Origin of the sequence: Intrasporangium calvum (assembly GCF_028446585.1) — a bacterium.
Taxonomy (GTDB): Bacteria; Actinomycetota; Actinomycetes; order Actinomycetales; family Dermatophilaceae; genus Intrasporangium; species Intrasporangium calvum_A.
Window position 1 is genome coordinate 1 of the sequence record NZ_JAPFQL010000046.1, and the last position, 24,358, is coordinate 24,358.

At 70.5% G+C, this 24,358-nt stretch carries 25 protein-coding genes and 1 tRNA gene; 10 read left to right on the forward strand and 16 right to left on the reverse strand.

The window, feature by feature from the left end:
• Both OO014_RS11495 and OO014_RS11500 read right to left on the reverse strand, forming a co-directional pair.
• Window positions 1-454 (reverse strand): maleylpyruvate isomerase N-terminal domain-containing protein (locus OO014_RS11495; protein WP_272462459.1); only part of this gene is annotated, 454 nt, incomplete at its 3' end.
• An 11-nt stretch (window positions 455-465) separates the two neighbouring features.
• Window positions 466-1,116 carry an alpha-ketoglutarate-dependent dioxygenase AlkB gene (locus tag OO014_RS11500; protein WP_272462460.1) on the reverse strand — a complete coding sequence of 217 codons (651 nt, stop codon included), beginning with the start codon at window positions 1,114-1,116 and terminating at the stop codon, window positions 466-468.
• 108 nt (window positions 1,117-1,224) lie between these two features.
• Here OO014_RS11500 and recO point away from each other — a divergent pair, with 108 nt between their 5' ends.
• Together recO and OO014_RS11510 are read left to right on the forward strand one after the other, a co-directional pair.
• Window positions 1,225-1,953, forward strand: a complete 729-nt coding sequence (gene recO, locus OO014_RS11505; protein ID WP_272462461.1) for a DNA repair protein RecO — start codon at window positions 1,225-1,227, stop codon at window positions 1,951-1,953.
• Between the two features lie 30 nt (window positions 1,954-1,983).
• Complete coding sequence (locus OO014_RS11510) at window positions 1,984-2,757, forward strand: isoprenyl transferase (protein WP_272462462.1); 774 nt, start codon at window positions 1,984-1,986, stop codon at window positions 2,755-2,757.
• Between the two features lie 81 nt (window positions 2,758-2,838).
• On the opposite strand, the gene OO014_RS11515 is transcribed toward OO014_RS11510, so the two are convergent.
• The 6 genes from OO014_RS11515 to OO014_RS11540 all read right to left on the reverse strand — a co-directional run bounded on the left by OO014_RS11515 (window position 2,839) and on the right by OO014_RS11540 (window position 7,372).
• The gene (locus tag OO014_RS11515) at window positions 2,839-3,231 is read right to left on the reverse strand and encodes a Fur family transcriptional regulator (protein ID WP_272462463.1); all 393 of its coding nucleotides are present in this window, start codon (window positions 3,229-3,231) and stop codon (window positions 2,839-2,841) included.
• Window positions 3,228-4,310 (reverse strand): metal ABC transporter permease, encoded by a 1,083-nt coding sequence (locus OO014_RS11520; protein WP_272462464.1) that lies wholly within the window; start codon window positions 4,308-4,310, stop codon window positions 3,228-3,230. Before OO014_RS11520 ends, OO014_RS11515 begins: the two co-directional genes overlap by 4 nt.
• Window positions 4,307-5,113, reverse strand: a complete 807-nt coding sequence (locus OO014_RS11525) for a metal ABC transporter ATP-binding protein (protein ID WP_272462465.1) — start codon at window positions 5,111-5,113, stop codon at window positions 4,307-4,309. The genes OO014_RS11520 and OO014_RS11525 overlap by 4 nt, the downstream gene beginning before the upstream one ends.
• Window positions 5,110-6,066: a metal ABC transporter substrate-binding protein gene (locus OO014_RS11530; RefSeq protein WP_272462466.1), complete on the reverse strand. Its 957-nt coding sequence runs from the start codon at window positions 6,064-6,066 to the stop codon at window positions 5,110-5,112. The genes OO014_RS11525 and OO014_RS11530 overlap by 4 nt, the downstream gene beginning before the upstream one ends.
• 139 nt (window positions 6,067-6,205) lie before the next feature.
• Complete coding sequence (locus tag OO014_RS11535) at window positions 6,206-6,493, reverse strand: DUF6703 family protein (RefSeq protein ID WP_272462467.1); 288 nt, start codon at window positions 6,491-6,493, stop codon at window positions 6,206-6,208.
• A 33-nt stretch (window positions 6,494-6,526) separates the two neighbouring features.
• Window positions 6,527-7,372, reverse strand: a complete 846-nt coding sequence (locus OO014_RS11540; protein ID WP_272462468.1) for a sulfurtransferase — start codon at window positions 7,370-7,372, stop codon at window positions 6,527-6,529.
• A gap of 26 nt (window positions 7,373-7,398) precedes the next feature.
• On the opposite strand from OO014_RS11540, the gene OO014_RS11545 reads away from it, so the two are divergent.
• Both OO014_RS11545 and dusB read left to right on the forward strand, forming a co-directional pair.
• The gene (locus OO014_RS11545; protein ID WP_272462469.1) at window positions 7,399-8,115 is read left to right on the forward strand and encodes an alpha/beta fold hydrolase; all 717 of its coding nucleotides are present in this window, start codon (window positions 7,399-7,401) and stop codon (window positions 8,113-8,115) included.
• A 19-nt stretch (window positions 8,116-8,134) separates the two neighbouring features.
• On the forward strand, window positions 8,135-9,388 hold the full coding sequence (gene dusB / locus OO014_RS11550; protein WP_420485504.1) for a tRNA dihydrouridine synthase DusB: 1,254 nt from the start codon (window positions 8,135-8,137) through the stop codon (window positions 9,386-9,388).
• A gap of 1 nt (window position 9,389) precedes the next feature.
• On the opposite strand, the gene OO014_RS11555 is transcribed toward dusB, so the two are convergent.
• Window positions 9,390-10,088 carry a hypothetical protein gene (locus tag OO014_RS11555; RefSeq protein ID WP_272462470.1) on the reverse strand — a complete coding sequence of 233 codons (699 nt, stop codon included), beginning with the start codon at window positions 10,086-10,088 and terminating at the stop codon, window positions 9,390-9,392.
• A gap of 84 nt (window positions 10,089-10,172) precedes the next feature.
• Between OO014_RS11555 and OO014_RS11560 the strand changes: the two genes are divergently transcribed.
• From OO014_RS11560 to OO014_RS11580, 5 genes are all read left to right on the forward strand, one after another.
• Window positions 10,173-10,499: a YdeI/OmpD-associated family protein gene (locus tag OO014_RS11560; RefSeq protein ID WP_272462471.1), complete on the forward strand. Its 327-nt coding sequence runs from the start codon at window positions 10,173-10,175 to the stop codon at window positions 10,497-10,499.
• A 54-nt stretch (window positions 10,500-10,553) separates the two neighbouring features.
• Window positions 10,554-11,804: a deoxyguanosinetriphosphate triphosphohydrolase gene (locus OO014_RS11565; protein ID WP_272462472.1), complete on the forward strand. Its 1,251-nt coding sequence runs from the start codon at window positions 10,554-10,556 to the stop codon at window positions 11,802-11,804.
• Window positions 11,805-11,837: 33 nt separating this feature from the next.
• Window positions 11,838-13,832 carry a DNA primase gene (dnaG, locus tag OO014_RS11570; RefSeq protein ID WP_272462473.1) on the forward strand — a complete coding sequence of 665 codons (1,995 nt, stop codon included), beginning with the start codon at window positions 11,838-11,840 and terminating at the stop codon, window positions 13,830-13,832.
• Window positions 13,832-14,350 carry a hypothetical protein gene (locus tag OO014_RS11575; protein WP_272462474.1) on the forward strand — a complete coding sequence of 173 codons (519 nt, stop codon included), beginning with the start codon at window positions 13,832-13,834 and terminating at the stop codon, window positions 14,348-14,350. The genes dnaG and OO014_RS11575 overlap by 1 nt, the downstream gene beginning before the upstream one ends.
• A gap of 71 nt (window positions 14,351-14,421) precedes the next feature.
• Window positions 14,422-14,494: transfer RNA gene (locus OO014_RS11580), tRNA-Asn, on the forward strand.
• Between the two features lie 147 nt (window positions 14,495-14,641).
• Here OO014_RS11580 and OO014_RS11585 read toward each other — a convergent pair.
• The 7 genes from OO014_RS11585 to OO014_RS11615 all read right to left on the reverse strand — a co-directional run bounded on the left by OO014_RS11585 (window position 14,642) and on the right by OO014_RS11615 (window position 23,186).
• Window positions 14,642-15,565, reverse strand: coding sequence for an amino acid ABC transporter permease (locus OO014_RS11585; protein WP_272462475.1), 924 nt, complete (start codon window positions 15,563-15,565; stop codon window positions 14,642-14,644).
• Window positions 15,562-16,227 carry an amino acid ABC transporter permease gene (locus tag OO014_RS11590; protein ID WP_272462476.1) on the reverse strand — a complete coding sequence of 222 codons (666 nt, stop codon included), beginning with the start codon at window positions 16,225-16,227 and terminating at the stop codon, window positions 15,562-15,564. The genes OO014_RS11585 and OO014_RS11590 overlap by 4 nt, the downstream gene beginning before the upstream one ends.
• A 119-nt stretch (window positions 16,228-16,346) precedes the next feature.
• Window positions 16,347-17,171, reverse strand: a complete 825-nt coding sequence (locus tag OO014_RS11595; protein WP_272462477.1) for a glutamate ABC transporter substrate-binding protein — start codon at window positions 17,169-17,171, stop codon at window positions 16,347-16,349.
• Window positions 17,172-17,234: 63 nt separating this feature from the next.
• Window positions 17,235-18,029, reverse strand: coding sequence for an amino acid ABC transporter ATP-binding protein (locus OO014_RS11600; RefSeq protein ID WP_420485505.1), 795 nt, complete (start codon window positions 18,027-18,029; stop codon window positions 17,235-17,237).
• Window positions 18,030-18,134: 105 nt separating this feature from the next.
• On the reverse strand, window positions 18,135-19,439 hold the full coding sequence (locus OO014_RS11605) for a M23 family metallopeptidase (protein WP_272462478.1): 1,305 nt from the start codon (window positions 19,437-19,439) through the stop codon (window positions 18,135-18,137).
• Window positions 19,440-19,638: 199 nt separating this feature from the next.
• Window positions 19,639-20,805 (reverse strand): NnrS family protein, encoded by a 1,167-nt coding sequence (locus OO014_RS11610; protein WP_272462479.1) that lies wholly within the window; start codon window positions 20,803-20,805, stop codon window positions 19,639-19,641.
• The gene (locus OO014_RS11615) at window positions 20,805-23,186 is read right to left on the reverse strand and encodes an excinuclease ABC subunit UvrA (protein ID WP_272462480.1); all 2,382 of its coding nucleotides are present in this window, start codon (window positions 23,184-23,186) and stop codon (window positions 20,805-20,807) included. Before OO014_RS11615 ends, OO014_RS11610 begins: the two co-directional genes overlap by 1 nt.
• Before the next feature lie 78 nt (window positions 23,187-23,264).
• Between OO014_RS11615 and OO014_RS11620 the strand changes: the two genes are divergently transcribed.
• Entirely contained in the window at window positions 23,265-24,284 is a 1,020-nt protein-coding gene (locus OO014_RS11620; protein WP_272462481.1) for a M15 family metallopeptidase, read from the forward strand.
• The last annotated feature ends 74 nt before the right edge of the window (window positions 24,285-24,358 follow it).

The window sequence follows — 24,358 nt, forward strand, 5'->3', positions numbered from 1 at the left end:
CGGCGCCGACCGCGAGCTCCGCGTCGACGCGGTGGATGAGAGCCTCGTGCGCCTGTCGCCGGCCGATGTAGCCAGCCGTGTGGTCCGTGTGCCACATCCACAGCTCCGTCTCCGGAGGGCGTGAAGCAAGCGCTCGCTGGAGCCGCTCGCTCGACCGGTCGAAGTGGTCCAGCAGCCCCGCCCGGTCCACCGGCCGCTCAACGCGAACGGTGTCGAGACCCTGGACCTCGTCCTCCCGGGTCAGGCCGCGCTCGGCGATCTCGCCCCAGAACCACTGCACCTCCGCCACGTGCCACAGGAGGTCGTCCGCGTCCCACTCGGGACAGCTCGGGACCGGCTCGGACCCGCCGGCCCCCGCAAGCAGGTCACGGAACCGGGCCGACTCCTCCCTCAGGTGGTCGAGGTAGGGGAGGGCAGGGGCCGCGCCTGGGGCTGGGAGCGAGCTCAGCGGCATACGGAAGACTCCTATCGGACACCGGCGACACGGAACTGCACGGAGACGCGGGGTCCGACCGGCTCGGACGTCTTGGGGATGGCGTGGTCCCACGTCCGCTGGCACGATCCGCCCATGACGACGAGGTCACCATGCGCGAGCGGCAAACGCAAGGACTTGTGCCGTGAGCCGGGCAGGCCACCGCCGTCCCGGGGCCGGAGCGCCAGCGTCCGCGGGGAGCCGAGCGACAGGATCGCGACCATGGTGTCGACGTCGTTGGAGCGGCCGATCCGGTCGCCGTGCCAGGCGACGCTGTCGCGCCCGTCGCGGTAGAGGCACAGGCCCGCCGTCACGAACGGCTCCCCGAGCTCGGGCGCGTAGTGGACGCTGAGAGCCAGCCGCGCCGCGTCGAGGATCGGATGGGGGAGTCGCTCGCCCGCCGCGTAGAACTTCGTGAGACGCGGCACGTCGACCACCGAGTCGTACATCTTGCGACGCTCGGCCCGCCACGGCACCGAGCGCACCAGCTCCGCGAAGAGCTCGTCGCCCGCCGAGAGCCAGCCGGGCCGGACATCGACCCAGGCCCCGGCGCCGAGCTCGGTGCGATGCAGGTCGGCGCCCACCTCACCGAGCGCCATCTCCTCGGCGAGGTCGAGCAGCGAGCCCTGGAGCATCAGGTCCATCGAGTCACTGTAACCCATCCGGTCGAACGAGTGTTCGATGCGAGCCAACTTGTCGGCCGTGCGGCGGGGCTGCTTCGACAGCGGACGCGCACGCGAGACAATGACCCCATGCCCCTCTACCGTGACGAGGCGATCGTCCTGCGCACCCACAAACTGGGTGAGGCCGACCGCATCATCACGATGCTCACCCGCACCCGCGGCCGCGTCAGGGCCGTCGCCAAGGGCGTGCGCCGCACGAAGTCACGGTTCGGCTCGCGGCTCGAGCCGGGCATGGTCATCGACGTGCAGTGCTACGAGGGTCGCAACCTCGACACCGTCACCCAGGTCGAGACGCTCGCCTCCTACGGCGACGCGATCTCCCGCGACTACGCCGCTTGGACCGCGGCCTCCGCCATGCTCGAGACCGCGATCCAGCTGAGCGAGGAGCACGAGCCGCAGACGCAGCAGTACCTCCTGCTCGCCGGAGCCCTGCGGGCGCTCTCCGAGCGTGGCCACGACCCGTCCCTCGTCCTCGACGCCTTCCTGCTGCGCTCCCTCGCGGTCGCCGGGTGGGCGCCGAGCTTCCACGACTGTGCCCGCTGCGGGGCGGACGGTCCCCACCGGGCGTTCAACGTGCAGTCCGGCGGCGCCGTCTGTCCGCTGTGCCGGCCGCCCGGGTCGAGCGCCCCGGCCCCCGAGACGTTCGCGCTGCTGGCGGCGCTCCTCTCCGGTGACTGGGACCTCGCCGACGCCAGCGACGAACGCCACCGCCGGCAGGGCAGCGGCCTCGTCGCAGCCTTCCTCCAGTGGCACCTCGAGCGTGGTGTGAGATCGTTGCGCCTCGTCGAGCGAGCCTGAGCCGACAGATCACCGATCGACCGGAGAGCCATGATCCAGCCCTTCCCGCACCCCTCCGGTGCGCGGCCCCCCGCGATTCCGGCGGAGGCCCTGCCGAAGCACGTCGCGATCGTCATGGACGGCAACGGCCGCTGGGCCAACGCGCGCGGACTGCCCAGGACCAAGGGGCACGAGGCGGGCGAGGCGTCCCTGCTGGACGTCGTCGCCGGAGCGATCGAGGTCGGCGTGACGCATCTGTCCGCCTACGCCTTCTCGACGGAGAACTGGCGGCGCTCGCCGGACGAGGTGCGCTTCCTGATGGGCTTCAACCGTGACGTCATCCGGCGTCGCCGCGACCAGCTGCACGAGTGGGGCGTGCGGATGCGCTGGGTCGGCCGGGCGCCGCGTCTCTGGCGCTCGGTCATCAAGGAGCTCGAGATCGCGCAGGAGCTGACCAAGGACAACACCGGTCTCACGCTCTACTTCTGCGTCAACTACGGCGGCCGGGCCGAGATCGCCGACGCCGTCCAGCGGATCGCGGAGGACGCCAGGGCGGGGCGGCTGCGGCCGAGCTCGATCGACGAGCGGACGGTGAAGCGCTACCTCGACGAGCCGACGATGCCGGACGTCGACCTCTTCGTCCGGTCCTCCGGTGAGCAGCGGACGAGCAACTTCCTGCTGTGGCAGTCGGCCTACGCCGAGATGGTCTTCCAGAATCGGCTGTGGCCCGACTACGACCGCCGCGACCTGTGGGCGGCCATCGAGGAGTACGTCGCCCGGGACCGGCGCTACGGTGGCGCCGTGGACCAGCCCACCTCCCGCTGAGGCCAGCAGGCCAGCCAGCCGGTCGGCCGATGCCGTATGCCGCTGGGCTCGGTCCCAGCGGCCGTGAGCTCGGTGACGTGGTCAGGGCGCGCAGTCGCCGCAGGTGCCGAAGATCTCGAGCGTGTGGGTCACGTCGGAGAAGCCGTGCTCGGCGGCGATCCGGTCGGTCCACGCCTCGACGGCCGGCCCCTCGACCTCGACCGTCCGCCCGCAGGCTCGGCAGACGAGGTGGTGGTGGTGATGCGTCGAACAGGCGCGGTAGACGGCCTCGCCCTCGTCGGTGCGCAGGACGTCGACGGTCCCGGCCTCGACCATGGCCTGGAGCGCGCGGTAGACGGTCGCGAGGCCGACGCCTTCACCAGCCTCGCGGAGCCGGGCGTGCACGGTCTGGGCGGAGGTGAAGTCGTTGCACCTCTCGAGCAGCTCTGCCACGGCGGCCTGCTGGCGGGTCGGCCTGCGCGGGGTGGTCGTCACGGGGCAACCTCCTCGGTCGTCGTGGGGTCGGTCGTCGTGGGGTCGGTCGTCCTGGGGTCAGTCGTCGTGGGGTCGGTCGTCGTGGGGTCGGTTGTCGTGGTGTCGTCGGGGGCCACCTCGCCGTGCTCGTCGTAGTGTCCGTGGTGCGGTGCGTGCAGGTGGCCGTCGTGAACGTAGTCGACGTGGTCCTCGTGCGGCACGGCTGGGTGGCCGCAGCTGGGGCCGTGCTCGTGGTCGTGCCCTTCGGCCACGTCGTGGCGGGCGCCACGGAGGTAGGCCGTGATGCTCGTCGTGATGGCGATGACGACGAAGAGACCGATGGCGACGAGCACGATCGTGCCGCCGGACGGCGTGTTGAGGGGATACGAGGCAACGACCCCGCCCACGGCCGAGACGAGCCCCAGGGCGACGGCCCAGCGGACCCCCGAGCTGAAGCTGCGGGCGACGAGCTGCGCGGCGGCGTTGGGCACGATCATGAGCGCGCTGATGAGCAGGAGCCCGACGATGCGCATCGCGATGACGACCGTCGTCGCGGTCAGGACGGCGAGGACGATGTTGAGGGCCAGCACGGGCATTCCGACGGCCCGGGCGTACTCCTCGTCGTTGGCGACGGTGAAGAGCCGGGGCCGGAGCACCCACGTGGTCACGGCGATGATGACGGCGAGGACGGCGAAGATGACGAGATCGTCCTCGCGGACGGTGAGGATCGAGCCGAAGAGGTACTTCATCAGGTTGGCTGGTGTGCCGTCGGGGGCCTTGCTGATGATGACGACGCCGGCGGCGATCCCGCCGTAGAAGATGATGGCGAGCGCCTGGTCACCGCTGGTCCGCCCCCGCGCGCGGAGCACCTCGATGACGACCGCGGCCACGACCGCAGCGACGAGCGCGGTGAGCACCGGGCTCTGGTCCATGAGGACTCCGATGGCGACACCGGCGAGCGCCACGTGTCCCATGCCGTCACCGATGAGGGACATCCGGCGCTGGACGACGAAGATCCCCACCATCGGTGCGACGGCGCCGACGAGAACGGCGGCGATGAGAGCTCGTTGCATGAAGTCGATCGACAGGATCTCGCTCACAGCGCGCCTCCCCGCGGGCCGAAGGGGTCCAGCGGCCCGGAGACGACGGCGCCCGGGGGAGGCGCGAGCTCGAGGTCGTGGTGGTGGCTGTCGTGCTCGTGGTGAACCGTGCGGCGCTTGGCCTCGTAACCGGCTGGGTCGCCGTCGAAGACGATGCGGCCCCGGTCGACGACGAGGATCCGGCTCAGCAGGCTCTCGAGGGCCCCCAGCTCGTGGGTGACGATGACCATGGTGACGCCGCGCTCGACGAGGCGACCCAGGACCTCCGCCAGCACGTGCTGGCTTGCTGCGTCGACGCCCGCCGTGGGCTCGTCCATGATCAGCACGTCGGGCTGGCCGGCGAGGGCGCGGGCGATGAGGACGCGTCGCTGCTGGCCGCCCGAGAGGGTGCTCACCTCGGTGCCCGACCGGTCGGCGAGGCCGACGAGGTCGAGGGAGCGGCAGACGATCTGACGGTCGGTCGCGCGGAGCCGCCCGAGCCAGCCGAGACGCGGGAGCCGTCCGGACTCGACGATCTCCTCGGCCGTGGCGCGGACCGAGGCGGAGAGGGTGTGTCGCTGCGGCACGTAGCCGATCCGGGCGCGGTCGCGGAACTCGTCCGCGGGGGTCCCGAAGAGTGTGACACTCCCGCCGAGGCGGTGGTTGAGGCCGAGGATCCCCTTCATCAGCGTCGTCTTGCCGGCGCCGTTGGGGCCGAGGACGGCCACGACCTCGCCCTGCTCGATGGTGAGGTTCGCGTCGGTGAGGACCGGGCTGCGCCCGTAGCCGAACGCTGCGTCGGTCAGCTCGATGATCGCGCTCATGAGCAGCCCTGCCCTTCCTTGAGCACGTCGAGGTTGCTGCGCATCACCTCGAAGTAGTCGCTGCCGGCCGAGGCGTCGGTGATCCCCTCGAGCGGGTCGAGCGTGGCGACCTTCGCACCGGACGACCCTGCGACCGTCTCGGCGAAGTGCGGCTCGACGAGCGTCTCCTGGTAGATCGTCGTGACGCCGTGCTGCTTGACCAACGCGGTGATCTCGGCGAGGCCGGCGGCGCTGGGCTCGGCCTCGGGGGAGACGCCGGCGATGCCGTGCTGCTCGAAGCCGTAGCGGTCGGCGAGGTAGGTGAAGGCGGCGTGGCTCGTGACGAGCTCCTTGATGGAGCAGGACTTGAGGGTGGAGGTGAACTCCTCGTCGAGGGCGGTCAGCTTGTCGACGAAGGCGGCGGCGTTCCGCTGGTAGGTCGCGGCCTGCTCGGGATCGAGCTCTGCGAGCCGGGCTGCGATGGCGTCGGCGACCGACGCGTAGCGCTCCGGGTCGAGCCAGAAGTGTGGGTCCGTGCCGCCGGCGTGCTCCTCGTGCGCTGCCTCGCTCTCACCCGCGTGACCCTGCTCCTCGGCTGCGGTGAGCGTCAGCTTGGCGGCGCCCGAGACGTCGAGGACGTGCTTGCCGTCGACCTGCTCGACGGCATCGTCGACGGCCGGCTGGAAGCCCTTGGAGTAGATGACGAGGGCGCTGTCGGTGAGCCGGGCGAGGTCCTGCGCTCCGATCTCGAGGTCGTGCGGCTCGGCACCGGGCTTCGTCAGGACGGTGACGTCGATGGCGTCGCCGGCGATCTGCTCGGTGGCGAACTGGATCGGGTAGAAGCTCGTGACGACGCTCGTCTTCCCACCGGCGGCGCCGCTCGCGCTTCCCCCGGGGGCCTCACTGGAGGAGCACGCGGCGGCGGTCAGCGTGAGGGCGGTGGCAGCGGCCACCGTGGCGAGGCGTCGGTTCATGCTGAGAATCATTCTCGAAATGAGAATCGTTGTCAAAAAGGCGACGTCGTACGCCGCTGGGCTGGCCGGCGCGCCTCAGCAGCCGCTCACCCGGGTCGGCTCCTCAGACCGCGGCTCAGAGCGGGGCTCAGACCGCGGCTCAGCTCGGGGCGAGCTCGACGACGGCAAGCGCCACGACGAGCGTCAGCACCGCGATGCGGAACAGCCGCTCGGGCGGGTTGAGCCGCTGCCAGGTCAGGAAGAGCAGCCACGACACGAAGGCCGCCACCACGAGGAAGGCGATGCCGCTCCAGGGCGAGGGGGCGAGAATGCCCACGGCGAGGAGGACGACGAGGACGCCCAGGCTGACCGGGCGTGGCACGGCGTTCAGCCGCTCCGCCCAGGGTGCCGACGCGTGCTCGATGCGGGACCGGAAACTCAAAGCCACGGGCACACCCTAACGATCGAGGAGCAGGGTCGCTCAGCCCGGAGCCGACCCCGTGGCGACCGGTCGGTCCGGGTCGCGGATCCACTCGCTCCACGAGCCGGGGTAGAGCGACGCGTCGATGCCGATCTCGCTCAGCGCCAGCACCTCGTGGGCGGCCGTGACGCCGGACCCGCAGTAGACCGCGACGGGCCGGGCACCGCTGTTGCCCTCCGGGCTGTTGACGCCGGCCCAGTGCTCGGCGAGGTCGCGTCGGAAGGTCCCCTCATCGGTGAGCCAGGTGGCGGTCGGGAGGTTGACCGCTCCGGGGATGTGCCCCGCGACGGGGTCGATCGGCTCCTGCTCGCCGGCGTAGCGCTCGGCGGCCCGGGCGTCGAGCAGCAGACCGGTCCGCGCCAGCTCGGCTGCTCCGGAGGCGTCGACGGTCGGCATCGAGCCCGGGCGGGCCACGAAGGTCCCGTGGCGGGGCTCGGGGACCTCGGTGCTCACGGGCAGGCCGGCCCGCTCCCACGCGGCGAAGCCGCCGTCGAGGACGCGCACGTCCTCGAGGCCGACCCACCGGAACACCCACCAGGCGCGGGCCGCGGCGTAGGACTCCTTGCCGTCGTGGACGATGACGCGTGTGCCCTCGCTGACCCCGCACCGGCGCAGTGCGGCCTCGACGACCGCTGGGTCCGGCAGTGGGTGGCGCCCGCCGTCGCCGGGTGGGGCTGCGAGCTCGGTGTCGAGGTCCACGAAGAAGGCGCCGGGGACGTGCCCGGCCGCATACTCTGCAGGGCCCGGCTGGTCCTGACCTGCTGTGATCAGCGTCCACCGAACGTCGATCACGACGACGTCCTCGATCTCGTGAGCGAGCTCGGCGGCAGTGACGAGGTGACTCATGCGCCCCATCGTGGCATCCTCGCGCCGTGGCGGTTCACCTGGTCCTCGTGCACGGGTCCCGCCTTGCCAGCTCACAGTGGGCGCCGCAGCTGCCCCTCCTCGAGGGCCACGTCACGGTCGGCCTCGTGGACCTGCCGGGTCATGGCACGCGGGCCGCTGAGGAGTTCTCGCTCGTCCGGTGCGTGGAGGTCATCGACGAGGCCGTCGACGCCGCACCTCCCGGGTCCCGCGTGGTGCTCGTCGGGCACTCCCTGGGCGGCTACGCCGCGATGGCGTATGCCGCTGGGCTGGGTTCGCGTCTCGACGGCCTGGTCCTCGCCGGGTGCAGTGCCGTCCCGGTGGGCCCGGGCGCGGCGATCTATCGGGGTGTGGCAGCACTGACGGACCGGTTGGGAGCGGAGCGGATGACGCGGATCAACGACCGTGTCCTGCGCCGCCTCTACGCGGCTGACCTCATCGAGCCGGTCATCGCGGGTGGGTACTTCTTCGCGCCGACCGCCACCGCCTGGCGCGAGGTGATGCGAGACTGCCGGCCGGCCATGTTGTCGGACATGGCCTGCCCGGTGCTCGTGCTCAACGGCCAGTACGACCAGATGCGGCTCGGCACGAAGCGCTTCCTGTGGGGGTTGCCGAGCGTGCGGGTCGAGGTCGTCCCCCGGGCCAGTCACCTCGCGAACCTCGACCAGCCACGGGCGTTCGCCGACGCCCTGCTGCATTTCGCCGATTCGGTGGATGAGCGCTGACTTGGGACAATCAGGTCCCGTGAGCGATGTGACGACCTCCGGGACCGGCCTTGACGCGACCCCTGTCGTGACGGCTGGTGTGACCGCGCGGCCCGTGCTGCCGCCGCTGCGCATCGGCCGCCACGTCATCGAGTCGCCGGTCGTCCTCGCGCCCATGGCCGGCATCACCAACCGGGCGTTCCGCCGGCTGTGCCGGGAGTACGGCAACGAGGGCGCGGCGAGCGGCGGCGCGAGCGGCGCGTCGAGCCTCTACGTCAGCGAGATGATCACGACCCGGGCCCTGGTCGAGCGCAACGCCGAGACGATGCGGCTGATCGAGCACGACCCCGAGGAGAACCCGCGGTCGATCCAGCTCTACAGCGTCGATCCCGCGACGGCCCGTGCCGCAGCCCGCATCCTCGTGCAGGAGGACCGCGCCGACCACATCGACCTCAACTTCGGCTGCCCGGTGCCCAAGGTGACGCGCAAGGGCGGCGGCTCGGCCCTGCCCTGGAAGCGGGACCTGTTCCGCGCCATCGTCGGGGCGGTCGTCGAGGAGGGCGCCAAGCGCGACATCCCGGTCACGGTCAAGATGCGCAAGGGGATCGACGACGAGCACCTCACCTACCTCGAGGCGGGCCTGGCGGCCGAGGAGGAGGGCGTGGCGGCGGTTGCGCTGCACGGCCGGACGGCAGCCCAGGCCTACTCGGGCACGGCTGACTGGTCCGCCATCAAGCTGCTCAAGGAGACGGTGACCTCGATTCCCGTCCTCGGCAACGGCGACATCTGGTCGGCCGAGGACGCGCTGCGCATGGTCGAGGAGACCGGCGTCGACGGGGTCGTCGTCGGCCGGGGGTGTCTCGGTCGGCCGTGGCTCTTCACCGACCTCGCGGCGGCGTTCGCGGGGTCCTCGGCCCGGGTCACCCCGACGCTGGGCGAGGTCGCCGACACGCTGCGCACGCACACCCTGTATCTCACCGACTTCTACGGCGACGAGGAGCGCGCCTGTCGCGACATCCGCAAGCACATCGCCTGGTATCTCAAGGGCTTCCCGGCCGGCTCGACGCTGCGCAACTCCCTGGCCCTGGTCGACTCCATCGACTCGCTCGACCGCCTGCTCGCGACCCTCGACCGCGACGCGGCCTGGCCGGGGGAGGCCGCCGAGGGGCAGCGCGGACGGGCCGGGTCCTCACGGCACGTCGTCCTGCCGGAGGGGTGGCTCGACTCCCGCGAGCTCTCCGAGGAGCATCGTCGAGTGATCGCCGAGGCCGAGCTGTCCGTCAGCGGCGGCTGACTCAGCTGATCCAGACGGTGAGCGGGCCGAGGCGTTCCGCCCCGGTCGCGACCGCGGCCTCGACTCCGGCACCGGCGTCCCAGCTGGCGAGCGGCATGTCACCGACGAGGAGGCGGGCCGCGGCAACGGCCTCGTGCCAGGTCCGCTCCTGGTCGGCCTGCGCCGCGAAGGTGTTGCTCAGACCGGCGACGCCGTCCGTCACGTTGACGATGCAGCCCGCGGCGATGCCGGTGTCGCTCGTGCCCGCTGCGAGCACGTGCACGTCGGGCTCCGCGAGCAGGTCGGATCCGAGAATCCCGGCGTCCTCCGGGTCGGCGGACCAGGCCCGGCTCCAGGACTTCATCTCGTCCGGAGTGGTGACGCGGCGCCACTGCAACGTCTCCCGCGGACGAGGTGTCGGCTCGTGGGCCTCCCACCACAGCCACTCGCCGACGACGAGGCGGGCGAAGTCCTCGCTCGTGAGGTCGAGCCGGGACCAGCTGTCCTTCACCGACGCGCCGTCGCTCGGGTCGATCCGGCTGAGGATGTCGTACTCGCCCACCTCGGGGGACAGCGTCACGGCGTCGGGGTAGTAGGGGGGCGTTCGGCGCGGTGACGTCCAGGCCAGCTCGTCGAGGATGCCGGCCAGCCCGTGGGTGCGGCACACGGTGTCGCACCAGACGGCGTTGTTGCGGGCAGCGAGGAGGAGTCGGTCGGTCACGCACCGATCATCGCGCACCCACGCGCTGTCCGCGGCGGCTGGCAGGACATCAGGGCTGTGGAGGAGCTGACCGGGCTCGGCCGCATGCATCCCGCGAGCCTCGCAGCCTTCGCCCAGCGGCGCGAGGACCGCTCGGGCATCTACTCCTACGAGAACGACCACGCGACGTGGCCCGATGCCTACGAGGCCCGGCTGCGGGCCGACCCGACCGCCTCGGCCTTCTGGGACGGAGCCACCTCCTCCTACCGCAAGGTGGCCACGGGCTGGGTCGTCTCGGCCAAGCAGGAGGAGACCCGGGACCGCTGGATGGCCCAGCTGGTCGACGACTGCGCCAACCTGCGCCTCATCAAGAGCCAGCGTTACGGGACCGAGCCCAGCTGGGTGGCCCGGCTGCGAGCGCAGCTGGGCTGAGCGGCATACGGCATGGTCCGACGAGCGGCTGAGCGCGCGGCCTAGAGTCTGGGTGTGGCCTACACGGAGTTCGACCGGGAGCGATGGGTCGCGGAGGACCCGGCACAGAAGCGGGCCGACCGCGACGACTTCGCCAGGGACCGCGCCCGGCTGGTGCACTCGGCCGCGCTCCGCCGGCTCGCCGGCAAGACCCAGATCCTCGGGGCCGGCCACGACGACTTCGTGCGCAACCGGCTCACCCACTCGCTCGAGGTCGCGCAGATCGGCCGGGAGTTCGGCGCCGCCCTCGGCTGCAACGCCGACGTCGTCGACACCGCCTGCCTCGCGCACGACCTCGGGCACCCGCCGTTCGGGCACAACGGCGAGATGGAGCTCGACCGGGTCTGCGCCGACATCGGCGGCTTCGAGGGCAATGCCCAGACGCTTCGGCTGCTCACCCGGTTGGAACCCAAACGGTGCCACCCCGATGGCAGGCCAGCGGGCCTCAACCTCACCCGCGCCTCGCTCGACGCGTCCACCAAGTACCCCTGGCGGCGCGGCGCGGGCCCGGTCCCGAGCCGGAAGTTCGGCACCTACGAGGACGACCTGCCCGTCTTCGACTGGTTGCGTGGCGGCGCTCAACCAGGGGTGCGGTGCTTCGAGGCCGAGGTGATGGACTGGTCGGACGATGTCGCCTACTCGGTCCACGACCTGGAGGACGCGATCGCCTCCGACTGGATGGACCCGCGGGCACTCCGGTCCCGGACGGAGATGCGTTCCGTCCTCGAGGTCGCTGGTGCCACCTATGCCCCCGACCAGGATCCGGCAGCGCTGGGCGATGCTCTCGACCGGATCCTCGCCACCGGTGCCATTCCCCAACGGTTCGACGGATCGCGCAACGACCTGGCGGGCCTCAAGGACATGACCAGTCAGATCATCGGCCGCTTCGTCCTCGCCGTCGAGCGAGCGACGCGCGAGCGGCACGGTCCGGGCCCCCTCAGCCGCTACGACGCCGACCTCGTCGTGCCGGACGGCACCCGCGCCGAGTGCGCCGTGCTCAAGGCCGTGGCCAACCAGTTCGTCGTCACCGCCGAGGACCAGATGGCCCTCAAGGGTCGCCAGCGCGAGCTCCTCGCCGACCTCGTGGAGCTCTGCGCGGCCCAGCCGGAGACCAGGCTCGACCCGCCGTTCCGGGCCGACTTCCTCGCGGCGCAGGACGACGCGGCTCGGCTGCGGGTGGTCGTCGACCAGGTCGCGTCCCTCACCGACGCGCGAGCGGTCCTGCTCCACTCCCTGTGGGCGGCGCCGACGGGGACCAGTGCGTGACGACCTAGACTCACGGCAGCGAGAGGAGGCTTGATGGCGGGCCGGATCAACCCTGATGACATCGCGACCGTCAAGTCGCGCTCCTCGATCGAGGACGTCGTCCGTGAGCACGTGACCCTCCGCCCCGCCGGCCCCGGCTCGCTCAAGGGGCTGTGTCCCTTCCACGACGAGAAGACGCCCTCGTTCAACATCCGGCCCGCCGTCGGCGCCTGGCACTGCTTCGGGTGCGGCGAGGGCGGCGACGTCATCTCCTTCATCCAGAAGGTCGACCACCTCACCTTCACCGAGGCGGTCGAGCGTCTGGCGCAGCGACTGGGAATGGAGCTGCGCTACGAGGACGGCGGGTCCCGACCCCGTGAGGAGGGCCTCGGGCGCCGCTCCCGGCTCCTCGAGGCACACCGCGTCGCGGAGGAGTACTACACCGAGCGGCTGCTGAGCGACCAAGGCGCTCGACTGGCCCGCGACTTCCTGCGGGCCCGCGACTTCAACAGCACCCACGTCCGGCGCTTCGGGATCGGGTTCGCCCCCCGCGGCGGTGAGGACCTCGTCGGGCACCTGCGCGGGAAGGGCTTCACCGACGAGGAGCTGACCATCGGCGGGCTGGCCGGACGTGGCTCGCGCGGGCTCTACGACCGGTTCCGGGGGCGGCTGGTCTGGCCGATCCGGGACATCACCGGCAGCACGATCGGCTTCGGAGCGCGCCGGATCTTCGACGACGACCGGATCGAGGCGAAGTACCTCAACACGTCGGAGACCCCGATCTACAAGAAGTCGACGGTGCTCTACGGCCTCGACCTGGCCAAGAAGCGGATCTCCCAGGACCGGCAGGCCGTCGTCGTCGAGGGCTACACCGATGTCATGGCGTGCCACCTGGCCGGCGTCGAGACGGCGGTGGCCACGTGCGGCACCGCCTTCGGCGCCGAGCACATCAAGCTGCTGCGCCGCATCATGCGCGACGAGGCCGACCTCGCTCCGGCCAAGGTCATCTTCACCTTCGATGGCGACGCCGCGGGACAGAAGGCCGCGATGCGCGCCTTTGCCGATGACGAGAAGTGGACGTCGCAGTCCTTCGTCGCCGTCGAGAAGTCCGGCAAGGACCCGTGCGAGCTGCGCCAGGCCGGGGGCGACCCGGCGGTGCAGGCCCTCATCGAGGACGCCGTCCCGATGTTCGAGTTCGCCGTGCGCACCACGATCAAGCGCTTCGACCTCGGCACGGCCGAGGGACGGGTCCAGGCGAGCCGGGCCGTGGCCCCGATCGTCGCCTCGATCCGGGACCGGTCCCTGCGCCCGGAATACACGCGCGAGGTCGCCGGGCTGCTCGGGATCGAGGTCGAGCAGGTGGGGGCAGAAGTGGCCCGAGCCGGTCGGCTCAAGGTCGACGCGGACCGACCCGACGGGCGTCCGAGTCCGCGGTCGGGGGAGAGCCCGAACGGCAGGGACGGCCGCAGCGGTGGCGGCTGGCGGCCGGGCGAGTCGGGGGGCGACGAAGCGGTCGAACCCGGGCCCGACGAGGTGGCCGGCCTGCTGCCCGTGCCGGACCAGCGCGACCCCGTGGTCCTCGCCGAGCGCCAGCTGCTGCAGGTCCTCCTCCAGTTCCCCACGGTGCTGCGGCCGGGGGCGGTCGACCTCCTGACCTCCAGTGCCTTCTCCGCCCCGGCGCATCGCGCGGTGTACGACGGCATCCGGATCGCCAGCGGCACCGACGGTCGCGCCTCCCTCGGTTCGTGGGTCTCCGCCGTGACGGAAGCAGCCCCGAGCGCGGTGGCCCCCCTCATCAGCGAGCTCGCCGTCGCGACCCTGCCCACCCGGATGGACGCGACGACGGGGCTGCCCAGCTCACGCTACGTCGAGGAGCTCTTCAACCGGGTTCGGACCGTCGAGCTGACGAGGCGGGTCGCCGACGCCATGAGCGAGATGAGGCGGCTCGACCACGCCGCTGAGCCGGACCCGCAGCGCTCCCGCGCCCTTGCCGTGGAGCTCCAGGAGCTGCAGCGCCAGCTCGCCTCGATCAAGGAAGGCATGGCCTGATGGGGACCTTCAACCGCCGACGCAGCTCGGACCTCCCCGATGAGGTGCGACGGGCCGTGCCGCTGGGGTCGGGGGACCGGATCATCGCCTCTGCGCAGGACGAGCAGACCGGCGGCTACGTCGTCGCCTCGACGCACCAGCTGGCGTTCATCGGGGCCGACGGGTCGCTCGCGTGGCAGCGCCCTTGGCACGAGGCCGAGGCGGGCACGTGGCAGAGCGACTCCCGGCTCCTGACCGTCACGTGGGTCGACCAGCGCCGCCCGGCCCAGTGGCTGCTGCGGGACGCCTCCGCCCTGCACCAGGCCCTCCGGGAGCGCATCCAGGCCAGCGTCGTGCTGGGCGACGAGTTCCGCGCCGGCAACCGGCGCGCGGTCCGGGTCGTCATCCGTCAGGACCTTGCGAGCGGCGACCTCCTGGAGCAGGTCATCCCCGGCAAGGGGGTCGATCCGAAGGACCCGGCGGTCGCTGCCGAAGCCGCCAGACGGCTCCAGCGGATGCGCTCCGAAGTCGGTCTCTGAACGTGGAGCCGGGCCCATGGGAGCCGATTTAGTTCCCGGCGAACTCCTTTGCTATGGTTGCCCGGCAGCAGTCCCCTGTAGCTCAACTGGCAGAGCAGCCGGCTGTTAACCGGCAGGTTGTTGGTTCGAGTCCAACCGGGGGAGCGGCAAGCGCGAAGGGCGGTCTCCGACATCGGAGGCCGCCCTTTCGTCATCCCCGCACCCCAACGCAACACACCCCCTTACCGGCTGGTCCCACGTGCTGCAGGTGGTGGGACCACGCGGTAAGGGGGTGTGTTGCGGTGCAGGCGGTCAGCGCTCCCGGAGGGCGCGCTCGTCGGCCTCGTGCAGCTGCTGGTCGATGATCGCCGTGTCGACCTCGGCGACGGCGCCAGGGCCGGCCGCACCGCGGGTGATCGTGACCCTGCCCCGCTCGCGCAGGCGCCGCTCGACGTAGCCGGCGACCCGCGTGAGGGCGTAGTTGATCGCGATGAACAGGAACGCGATGACGATCATCGCCGGGACGATGTTGGACTTGAACGACCCGATCGACTTGTACTGGTTGAGCAGCTCGTCGTACGTGATGATGTAGCCCAGCGCCGTGTCCTTGAGGACGACGACGAGCTGGCTGACGAGAGCCGGCAGCATGGCCGTGATCGCCTGTGGCAACTGGATGATCCGCAACGTCTGACGGCGGGTCAGTCCGATGGACAGGCCTGCCTCCGACTGGCCCTTCGGCAGGCTCCCGACACCGGACCGGATCAGCTCCGCGACGACGGCGCCGTTGTAGAGCGTCAGGCCGGTGACGACCGCCGCAAGGGGCACCAGGTCGAAGTCGAAGGTCTGGTTGAACGCGTAGAACCAGAACGCGGCGATCATCATCACGAGCACTGGCACGGACCGGAAGAACTCGACCACGACCGAGCTCGCCCAGCGGATCACGGTGTTGTCGGACAGGCGCCCCATGCCGAACAGGACCCCGAAGACCGCGGCCAGGACGACGGAGATCGCTGCTGCCTTCAGGGTGTTGATCAGACCAGGAATGAAGTAGTTCGTCCAGATCTCGGCCGTGAGGAAGGGCGTCCACTTCTCGGCGGCGAGGTTGCCCTTCTCGCCGAGCTTCCACAGGGCGAAGCCGACGAAGCCGAGGATGAGCAGCAGGCCGACGACGGTGAGCACGCGGTGGCGGGCGCGGGCGCGGGGTCCTGGCGCGTCGAAGAGAACGGAGGCGCTCATCGCTTCACCACCAGCCGCTTGGACAGATAGGTGATGAGGATGCCCACCGGAAGGGTGAGGATGACGAAGCCGATGGCGACGATGAGGAAGATGAACAGCAAGAGGTCTGATCGGAACTCGATCATCTCGCTCATCAGGCCGCTGATCTCCGCCACGCCGATCGCGGTCGCAACGGTGGTGTTCTTCGTCAACGCGATCAAGGTGTTGCCGAGGGGCGTGATGGCTCCCCGGAAGCCCTGCGGCAGGACGATCTCACGCAGGCTCTGCGAGAAGGTCAGCCCGATCGACCTGGCGGCTTCGGCCTGCCCGACCGGCACGGTGTTGACCCCGGACCGGATGGCTTCACAGACGAAGGCCGCGTGGTAGACCGACAGCGCGATGACGGCCCAGATCAGGTTGTTGCGGGAGAAGTCCTTGCTGAAGTTGAAGCCGAGGTTGACGGCCATCACGATGTTGGACGCGATGATGATCAGCGTCAGCGGCGTGTTGCGCACCGTGTTGACGTAGAACGCGCCCGCTCGCTGGAAGACGGCCACCGGCGACAGCCGCATGATGGCGACGACGGTTCCGATGAGCAGCGAGCCGATGGCGGCGGTGACGGTGAGCAGGATGGTCATCCCGAACGCCGCGAAGACGTTGAACTCCGCGAACAGTTCACCCATGTGCAGTCCTCCTGGGGCGGCCAGAGGCGGTCGTGAGCTGGCTGGGACTCAACCAGCGCGGGAGGTATGCCGCTGAGCTGAGTCAGCTCAGCGGCATACCTCTGCGGTTGGCTGGGTGATCAGGCGGACTGGCAGGTCGGCGTGGGCGGGTTGCCCGCACCCGGCGTGTAGTTGGCCGGGCCGAGCCACTTCTTGACCGACTCTTCCCACTTGCCCGAGTCGATGAACTTCTTGAGCGCGGTGACGACCTGGTTGCAGAACTCCGTGTCGTCCTTCTTGACGCCGACGCCGTAGTTCTCGGTGGAGAACGTGTTGCCGACGACCTTGAGCTGGCCCTTGTTGGCGTCCTGAGCGGCGTAGCCGGCAAGGATCGTGTCGTCGGTCGTCAGGGCGTCGACGGCACCAGACTTCAGCGCGTCCACGCAGAGGCTGTAGGTGTTGTATTCCTGCAGGTTGACGCCGGGGACCTCGTCCTTGATCTTCTGGGCGCTGGTCGAACCCTTGACCGAGCAGAGGTTCTTGCCGTTCAGCGTGTCCTTGCCGGTGATCGACGTGTCGTCGGCGCGGACCAGCAGGTCCTGACCGGCAATGAAGTACGGCCCGGCGAAGGAGACGTCGGCCTTGCGCTTGTCGGTGATCGAGTAGGTGCCGACGATGTACTTCACCTGGCCCGTCTTGAGGAGCGTCTCGCGCTGGGCGGAAACGGCCTCGACGAACTCGACCTCGAGCTTGAGCTCCGCGGCGATGAAGTTGGCGACGTCGACGTCGAAGCCGGAGTAGGTGGCCCCCGTCTTCAGGCCGAGACCGGGCTGGTCGAACTTGATGCCGACCTTGACCTTGTTGCCTCCGGCGGCCGCCCCGTCGCCGCCGTCGCTTCCGCACGCGGCGAGGCCAAGGGCAGCGACGGTGGCGATGGCAACCGCGCTGGTGCGCCTGAGCTTCATGAGTTGTTTCCTCCTGGTGTGGTGTGCCCCCGGTGGTGGCGGGAGCGGGTGGAGCTAGGTGGGTCAGTGGGTCAGGATCTTGCTGAGGAAGTCCTTGGCCCGAGCGGACTTCGCGTTGGTGAAGAACTCCTCCGGGGTCTCCTGCTCGACGATCTCGCCCTCGTCCATGAAGACGACGCGGTCGGCAGCCCGGCGGGCGAAGCCCATCTCGTGGGTCACGACGATCATCGTCATGCCCTCCTTGGCGAGGCTCGTCATGACGTCGAGGACCTCGTTGATCATCTCCGGGTCGAGCGCGGACGTCGGCTCGTCGAAGAGCATGACCTTCGGGTTCATCGCGAGCGACCTGGCGATCGCGACCCGCTGCTGCTGGCCGCCCGAGAGCTGCGCAGGGTACTTGTCCTTCTGGTGCTGGACGCCCACCCGGTCGAGCAGCTCGAGGGCCTGCTTCTCGGCAGCCGCCTTGTTCATGCCGCGGACCTTCATCGGACCGAGCGTGACGTTCTGCAGGATCGTCTTGTGGGCGAAGAGGTTGAACGACTGGAACACCATGCCCACGTCGGCCCGCAGGTTGGCCAGCGCCTTGCCCTCCTCGGGGAGGGGCTTGCCGTCGATGAGGATGCGGCCGCTCTCGAAGGTCTCGAGCCGGTTGATGGTGCGGCACAGCGTCGACTTGCCCGAGCCTGAGGGACCGAGGACGACGACCACGTCGCCCTTGCCCACCGTCAGGTTGATGTCCTTGAGCACATGGAGGTCGCCGAAGTGCTTGTTGACCCCCTCGACCACGACGATGGGGTGCGCCCCATGGGAGCTGGCGTCACGGGTGGGGTCCACGCCGACGGCATTCGCTTCGTCCATGCGGGAGAACCTATCGGGCCAAGGGCCCCCTGAGCGAGGTGTCGGCGGGAGAGTCGCCGAATCGTAGCGAAGCGGCCCGCCGCCTCGCTCGTCCTGGGAGAGCCGTCAGCCGGCGCTCGTCGTCGTCGGTGCTGGCTCCGTGACCGTCGGTGCCGACTCGGTGCTCTCAGCGGAGCCAGCGGTGCTGGTGGACGTCGGTTCCGGCTCGGACGTCGTGGTGGTTGCTGGCTCCGAGGTCGTGGTGGGCGTCGGCTCGGACGTCGTCGTGGTGGGCGTCGGCTCGGACGTCGTCGTGGTGGGCTCCGTGGTCTCCGTCGGCGACGGCTCCGAGGTCGTCGGGGCAGGTTCGCCGGTCGTGGGGTCCGTCGTCGTCGAGTCCGTCGTCGTCGGGTCCGTCGTGGTCGGGTCCGTCGTGGTCGGGTCCGTCGTGGTCGGGTCCGTGGTCGGGTCCGTGGTCGTCGGGTCCGTCGTGGTCGGGTCCGTCGCAGGGGTAGTGGGAGCCGTCGTTGGAATCGTCGGAGCGGTGGTGCCCGAGGGGGTGGCGCTCGGCACGGGCGAGGACGTGTCGGTCGGAATCGGCACATCGCCGTCCTCAACGGTGTGGAACGGACGCCCTGTGTCGTCCCGGACCACGTGGGGTGCCGCCTGGAACGGGATGCTCGGAGCGTTCGATGACGGCAGACCGAGGTAGGGAGCCGGGTCGACGTATCGGTCGTTGACGATGACGTCGAAGTGCAGATGGCATCCCGTCGACCATCCGGTCGTGCCGACGAGGCCGATGATGTCGCCCTGCCGGACGACGTCACCCTGCTCGACGAGCATCTTCGACTGGTGTCCGTAGGCGGTCTTCACGGTGGGTGAGTGCTGGATGATCGTCCGGGCCCCCCACGATGCCGAGACCTCGGCATACACCACAGTGCCGGACGCGGCAGCGCGGATCGGCGTGCCGCAGGCCGCAGCCAGATCGATTCCGGTGTGGAACATGGGCACGCCCAGGACTGGGTGCATCCGTGGCCCGAAGCTCGAGGACTGCGGGCCGGGCACCGGCCTGATGAAGCGCAGCGCCTGCTCACCTGGGAGGGGCGCCACGAGTGAGGGCGCAAGAGCGGGGGAGAGGGCGAGGCTGGGGAACTGGAAGAGACCTCCGCCGATGGCAGAGGACAGCCCCGACAGTGCGCCGGACATCTCGGCCGTGACTCCCTGGGGAACGGCCGGTGCCGCGCTCGACGGGACCGCAGCCGGCGCTCCGGCGGCCAGGATCACGGACTGACGCTCGAGCTGGGGCGCGCTTCCCCCCAGGAAGGGGAGCAGAGCGAAGAGAGTGACTCCGGTGGCGAACGTCAAGGTTCGACCGCGCATCCGGATGCGGATCACGGTCGGGCCATTGGTCGGCCTGATCGGCTCCTGCACTGGCAGGCACCCCCATCGGGCAGGTCGAGAATCGGAACCAGAGCCTCCTGACAGTGACTCCGGACCGGCCACCACCGAGGAGCGCCCCCCGCGCCGCGGAGCCAGCCGGTGTCTCCACCATAGGATGATCCGGCCGACGTGGGGCGGGAACCGGTCGAAGTTTCGAGTGATTTCCCCGACTCTCCTGACGAGTGGACGGTCACGGGCCGTCGGTCAGCGCGCGGCCGGGCTGCTCATCCTTCGCCGCGCTCAGGGCCGGCCACGGGGCCGGATCCCGCAGCAGGCGCACGGTTCGGGTGAGCAGGCAGAGCCAGCCCAGGCACCAGGCAAGGACGGCCACCGCATTGCCCGTCGGGGCGTCGGGCCAGTGGATCAACCGGGGCAGCGGGCTGAGCAGCACGAGCAGGAAGCCGACCTGCTGCAGGCGCGTGGGCACGAGCCGGCCAGGCATCCGGAGCATCGTCGCCCGAGCCGTGAAGGCATAGATCATGCTGCCCATGGCGCCCATCGTCAGGGCGTGCAGCGCGGTTCCCACAGCCGCGGCCTCGTGGGTCGACGCGGAGGCCGTCAGCAAGGCCAGGCCGAGGAGCACCAGGCCGAGAACGAGCCAGAGCCAGGCGAGCACCATCATGGCCGCACCCGGGTGCCTCCAGACCCGGGCTGGGGACCACTGCCGCAGCCGGAGCGCCTGCAGCAGCGCGGCGGCCAGGAGGAGCACAGCGGCGCCCGGCTCGGCGCCGACCAGCACCAGCACTGCCGCGCCCGCGACGAGGGCGGGCTCGACAACCGCGGTGGGCCGCGTCGCGACCGACGAGCGCAGCGCCGCACCGACGAAGGCCGGAATCGCCGAGCCGCCGACGAGGCTGATCAGGGCGGCGAAGAGAAGGACCGCGGCAAGTGGGGCGAACGAGCCGTCCCCGTGCGCCCCGTGCCCCCCGGCACCCACCGCGACCTCGGCCGCGCCCAGGGCGCCGGGTGCGAGGGCCAACGGGAGCCGATGCCAGAGCCTGAGCCGGACGACGGGCCGGGTGAGGACCATGGTGAGCGTCGCGTGGAAGGCCAGGCTGGCGAGGGTGAAGCCCGCCCCCGTGGCCGCGCCCAGGCCCGCTGCCCTGACGACGAGCCACAGGAGCACGAGGACCCAGACGGTCGAGGCGGGCGCCCGGACCCCTCCGGTCCAGCTGGGAAGTGCCGTGAGCAGGTAGCCGGCCACGGCGGCTCCGCCCATCCCGAAGACCAACCAGCTGACGTGCAGCGCGACTGGTCGTCCGACCGGCAGCACCCACACCAACCCACCGATGACAGCGGACAGCTGGGCCAGCAGGAAGAAGGGTCGGTGCGCCGGGAAGCCACGGGTCGGCGGCATCAGGCACCGACGTAGTCGGCGAGGTGCTCTCCGGTCAGCGTGCTTCGCGAGGCGACGAGGTCGGTCGGCCGTCCCTCGAAGACGACGAGGCCGCCATCGTGACCAGCTCCCGGACCGAGGTCGATGATCCAGTCGGCATGCGCCATGACCGCCTGGTGGTGCTCGATGACGATGACTGACTTGCCGGAGTCCACCAGTCGGTCGAGCAGGGCGAGCAGCTGCTGGACGTCCGCCAGGTGGAGGCCAGTGGTCGGCTCGTCGAGGACGTAGACGTCACCCTTGCCGCCCATGTGAGTCGCGAGCTTGAGGCGCTGGCGCTCGCCTCCGGACAGGGTCGTCAGGGGTTGTCCCAGGCTGAGGTAGCCGAGCCCGACGTCCGAGAGCCGGTCGAGGATGGCGTGGGCTGCGGGCACCCGCGCCTCGCCTGCGGCGAAGAGCTCCTCCGCCTCGTCGACGGGCATCGCGAGGACCTCGCTGATGTCGCGGCCGGCGAGCTTGTACTCGAGCACGGCCGCCTGGAACCGCCGGCCCTCGCACTCCTCGCAGGTCGTGGCCACCCCGGCCATCATGGCGAGGTCGGTGTAGATGACGCCGGCGCCGTTGCAGGCCGGGCAGGCTCCCTCCGAGTTGGCGCTGAAGAGGGCGGGCTTGACGCCGTTGGCCTTGGCGAAGGCCTTGCGGATCGGCTCGAGGAGCCCGGTGTAGGTCGCGGGGTTGCTGCGCCGCGACCCCCGGATCGCTCCCTGGTCGATCGAGAGCACGCCGTCGCGGCCTGACACCGAGCCGTGGATCAGCGAGCTCTTGCCCGATCCAGCCACGCCGGTGACCACCGTCAGCACCCCGAGCGGGAGGTCGACGTCGACGTTGCGCAGGTTGTGCAGGTCGGCTCCGCGCACCTCCAGCACCCCGGAGGGCTCGCGCAGCGACGCCTTGAGCGACGCGCGATCGTCGAGGTGCCTCCCCGTCACGGTCCCGCTCTGGCGCAGCCCCTCGACGGTCCCCTCGAAGCAGACCGCGCCGCCGGCGGTGCCTGCCCCCGGCCCGAGGTCGACGACGTGGTCCGCCACGGCGATCATCTCTGGTTTGTGCTCGACGACGAGGACCGTGTTGCCCTTGTCCCGCAGCTTCAGCAGGAGCCCGTTCATCCGCTGGATGTCGTGGGGATGCAGCCCGATGCTCGGCTCGTCGAAGACATAGGTGACGTCGGTGAGCGACGAGCCGAGATGACGAATCATCTTGGTGCGCTGGGCTTCCCCGCCCGACAGTGTCCCGGAGGGACGGTCGAGGGACAGGTAGCCGAGGCCGATCTCGGCGAAGGAGTCGAAAAGATGTTGGAGGCCGGCGAGCAGCGGGGCGACCGACGGCTCGTCCAGCGAGCGCACCCACTCGGCGGCATCGCTGATCTGCATTGCACAGACGTCCGCGATGCTCTTGCCCTGGACAAGCGAGGACCGCGCCGTCGCGTTCAGGCGAGTGCCGTCGCAGTCGGGGCAGGTGGTGAAGGTGACGGCGCGCTCGACGAAGGCCCGGATGTGCGGCTGCATCGCGTCGACGTCCTTGGAGAGCATCGACTTCTGGATCTTGGGGATGAGTCCCTCGTAGGTGAGGTTGATGCCCTCGATCTTGACCTTCGTCGGCTCCTTGTGGAGCAGGTCGTGCAGCTCTCGCTTGGTGTACGTGCGGATTGGCTTGTCCGGGTCGAAGAAGCCACACCCTCGGTAGATCCGCCCGTACCAGCCGTCCATCGTGTAGCCCGGGATGGTGAGCGCACCCTCGTTGAGCGACTTGTCCGCGTCGTAGAGAGCGGTGAGATCGAAGTCGGTGACCGAGCCCATGCCCTCGCACCGCGCACACATGCCCCCGGTGATGGAGAACGAGCGCCGCTCCTTGGTCACGCCCTCGCCGCGCTGGATGGTGACGGCGCCCGCGCCCGAGATCGACGCGACGTTGAAGGAGAACGCCTGCGCCGAGCCGATGTGTGGCTGGCCGAGCCTGCTGTAGAGGATGCGGAGCATCGCGTTGGCGTCCGTCGCGGTGCCGACCGTCGAGCGCGGGTTGGCCCCCATGCGCTCCTGGTCGACGATGATCGCCGTGGTGAGCCCGTCCAGCAGGTCGACGTCCGGGCGGGCCAGCGTGGGCATGAACCCCTGGACGAACGCGCTGTAGGTCTCGTTGATCATCCGCTGCGACTCGGCGGCGATCGTGTTGAACACCAACGAGCTCTTGCCCGAGCCGGAGACACCGGTGAAGGCCGTCAGCCGCCGTTTGGGGATCTCGACGCTGACGTCCTTGAGGTTGTTCTCCCGGGCGCCGTGCACCCGGATCAGGTCGTGGCTGTCGGCGGGCAGCCCGCGCGAGGACTCCGTGGCGGGGCGCATCATGTCGGCCAACCTAGTCTCGGGTCCGCGGTTCCTGCTTCTCCATTCCGGTCCACCGGCTAGCGTGGCAGCGAGGAGACCATGGACCTGGTGCAGTGCAGGTGCCGTCGTGGCATCGTCGGACTGGCGCTGGTCGTCGCGACCGGCGTGGCCGTCGTGTCCGAGCCGCACGTTCCTGCCGTAGCCGTGGGACGGCTGCCGTCCTGCGATGTCGGTGACGTCTACACGGTGCCGCGGGACTACGACGACTGGAGCGTCACGCTCGTGGACCGGCTCCTGCGGGTCGGCAAGGCCTACGTCCCTCCCGACCTCGTGCACGTCTCCGAGGCGGGCCTGCCTGGCGGTGGCCACCTCCGGGCCGTCGCGGTCGACGACACCCGAGCCATGGCTCGGGCCGCGAGGGCGGCTGGCGCGGCGATCGGGGTCTGGAGCGCCTATCGCAGTTACGCGGAGCAGGAGCAGATCTTCACCGGATACTCCCGTCAGAACGGCTATGCGAGCGCGATCACCTACTCGCAGCGGCCCGGTCACTCGGAGCACCAGCTCGGCCTGGGCGTCGACTTCATGAGCGCGGGCGGAGGCAATCCCCTCCCGGGCGATTGGGGCACGACCGCTGCAGGTCGCTGGATGCGGGAGAACTCGTGGCGTTTCGGGTGGGTCAACAGCTATCCGCGGGGCACGGACGGCGCGCGGTGGAACGACCGCACCTGTCTGCGTTACGAGCCGTGGCACTACCGCTACCTCGGTCGCGAGGTGGCTGCCAAGGTGCACCGCTCCGGGCTGACGATCCGCGAGTACCTCTGGCGCCATCACACCCAGCTCGACAGCAACGGCAACCCGCTGCCCGCCCCACCGCCCACGCCGTCCATCTCCTCGGCTCGCCCGACGTCGCGTGTCCCAGCGCCCACGACGACGGAGGCGACGGTGACTCCTGTCCCCGCGTCCACGTCCTCGGCAGCGCCGATCGCCGTCGCGCCCCAGCAGGTGGACGACGTTCGTGGCGTGCCCGCAGCGCTCGTCCGGGGCCTCGTCGGTGTGGGGATCGTCGCGGTTGTGCTCGTGGCGTTGGTCCTCCGGGGTCGGAGAGGGTCTGGAGCCTAGTCCGGGCCGCGAGCTGAGCCTCTGGTCGATGGCCGACCGTATGCCGCTGGGCTGGCTTCCGCGGTCGGTGCGGG

Excerpts from the sequence above, each read along its gene's own strand:
- OO014_RS11500 (WP_272462460.1), bottom strand. The coding sequence starts at position 1,116 with ATGGACCTGATGCTCCAGGGCTCGCTGCTCGACCTCGCCGAGGAGATG.
- recO (WP_272462461.1), top strand. The coding sequence starts at position 1,225 with ATGCCCCTCTACCGTGACGAGGCGATCGTCCTGCGCACCCACAAACTG.
- OO014_RS11510 (WP_272462462.1), top strand. The coding sequence starts at position 1,984 with ATGATCCAGCCCTTCCCGCACCCCTCCGGTGCGCGGCCCCCCGCGATT.
- OO014_RS11525 (WP_272462465.1), bottom strand. The coding sequence starts at position 5,113 with ATGAGCGCGATCATCGAGCTGACCGACGCAGCGTTCGGCTACGGGCGC.
- OO014_RS11530 (WP_272462466.1), bottom strand. The coding sequence starts at position 6,066 with ATGAACCGACGCCTCGCCACGGTGGCCGCTGCCACCGCCCTCACGCTG.
- OO014_RS11540 (WP_272462468.1), bottom strand. The coding sequence starts at position 7,372 with ATGAGTCACCTCGTCACTGCCGCCGAGCTCGCTCACGAGATCGAGGAC.
- OO014_RS11560 (WP_272462471.1), top strand. The coding sequence starts at position 10,173 with ATGCATCCCGCGAGCCTCGCAGCCTTCGCCCAGCGGCGCGAGGACCGC.
- dnaG (WP_272462473.1), top strand. The coding sequence starts at position 11,838 with ATGGCGGGCCGGATCAACCCTGATGACATCGCGACCGTCAAGTCGCGC.
- OO014_RS11575 (WP_272462474.1), top strand. The coding sequence starts at position 13,832 with ATGGGGACCTTCAACCGCCGACGCAGCTCGGACCTCCCCGATGAGGTG.
- OO014_RS11585 (WP_272462475.1), bottom strand. The coding sequence starts at position 15,565 with ATGAGCGCCTCCGTTCTCTTCGACGCGCCAGGACCCCGCGCCCGCGCC.
- OO014_RS11590 (WP_272462476.1), bottom strand. The coding sequence starts at position 16,227 with ATGGGTGAACTGTTCGCGGAGTTCAACGTCTTCGCGGCGTTCGGGATG.
- OO014_RS11595 (WP_272462477.1), bottom strand. The coding sequence starts at position 17,171 with ATGAAGCTCAGGCGCACCAGCGCGGTTGCCATCGCCACCGTCGCTGCC.
- OO014_RS11600 (WP_420485505.1), bottom strand. The coding sequence starts at position 18,029 with ATGGACGAAGCGAATGCCGTCGGCGTGGACCCCACCCGTGACGCCAGC.
- OO014_RS11610 (WP_272462479.1), bottom strand. The coding sequence starts at position 20,805 with ATGCCGCCGACCCGTGGCTTCCCGGCGCACCGACCCTTCTTCCTGCTG.
- OO014_RS11615 (WP_272462480.1), bottom strand. The coding sequence starts at position 23,186 with ATGATGCGCCCCGCCACGGAGTCCTCGCGCGGGCTGCCCGCCGACAGC.
- OO014_RS11620 (WP_272462481.1), top strand. The coding sequence starts at position 23,265 with ATGGACCTGGTGCAGTGCAGGTGCCGTCGTGGCATCGTCGGACTGGCG.